Annotated in this window: 1 protein-coding gene; it reads right to left on the bottom strand. The window is 26.7% G+C overall.

Annotated elements, in window-relative coordinates:
- Nucleotides 1-1,261, bottom strand: a 1,261-nt coding sequence (gene ltrA / locus ACRC03_RS03740) for a group II intron reverse transcriptase/maturase (RefSeq protein ID WP_438651211.1), incomplete at its 3' end; no start/stop codon positions are given.
- Nucleotides 1,262-1,320: the final 59 nt, after the last annotated feature.

The following is a 1,320-nucleotide window of genomic DNA, read 5'->3' as shown; positions in this document are numbered from 1 at the left end:
TTATATTCTTTAATCTAGCTCTTAAGGTTTTTCTTACTAAGAAATCTATACCCGAAAAGTCTTTACTCACATGAGTAGCATATCTATAATAATTATGGCTACCTAGTATCATTGAATTAAGCTTTGATACTTCTTTGTTGTTTTGACTTTTTTGTATATTTTTAATTTGTTGTTTTAGTTTGTTAACAGTATTTTGTTTTGCTTTTTGTGTCATTCTACTGTTACATACATATTTTTTACCTTTTAATTTTACCTTTAATTTAAACCCTAAAAATTCTGTATTATTTTTTCTTAAATTTGTTATCTTTGATTTTTCATTACTAATATCTAAGTCTAATCGCTCTTTTAACCAAGATTTTACTGCTTTAAATATTTTTATAGCTGTTTTATGGTCTCTACAAAATATTTTAAAGTCATCTGCATATCTAACTATCCACATCTCTTTTAAATTTGTAGTTTTTTGAGCTCTCATTCTGCTACCTTGGCTATATAATTTATTAGTCTTAAAGGTCTCCCATTGTGAACTAACCCACCAATCTAATTCATTTAATACTACATTCGATAGAAGTGGACTAATTATTCCACCTTGTGGTGTTCCTTTTGTAGGTATTCCAATTACTTGTATCTCTGATTTTAATATTTTACTAATTATTTTCAACAGATTTTTATCTCTAATACCTAGTTTCCATAGTTGTTTTTTAAGTTTACCATGATTGACATTATCAAAAAATCCTTTTATATCAATATCCACTACATAATGAAGTTTAGCTCTATTCATTAGAAACATGCATCTAGCTATTGCATGAGATGTATTTCTATTAGGTCTAAAACCATAACTATGTTTGTGAAATTTTGCTTCGCAAATTGGTTCTAATATTTGTTTAATACATTGTTGTATTATTCTATCATCAATACAAGGAATACCTGACGGTCTAAGTTTGCCATTCTGTTTAGGAATTTCTTCCCTTCTAACACTCTTTGGTATATAATTTGCAAATTTACTTTGAATTAAATTTACAAGTTCATCATTACTTAGATTTTTAAGACTTTCAATATTTTTATTATCAGTACCTGCGGTTGTTGAGCCTTTATTATTTTTAATATTCCTATATGCTAGTAAAATATTATTTTCACTAGCTATATAATCCATAAGATTAACAAATTTAAGATTATTACAAGAATTTAAATATATCTCATCAAAGGTATCTTGCATATTGTAATATTCATTATTTCTTAGTAATTGTCTTTTCTCTAAGGTCAAGCTTTCCTCCAAGTCTACTACTTCCTAACGGTAAAATACCTTCGGTTTTGTATCTCTTA

The organism is Romboutsia sp. (assembly GCF_051659545.1).
Lineage (GTDB): Bacteria > Bacillota > Clostridia > Peptostreptococcales > Peptostreptococcaceae > JBOFOR01.
The sequence above is the reverse complement of the archived record's forward strand: the minus strand, read 5'-3'. Positions and strand labels throughout refer to the sequence as shown.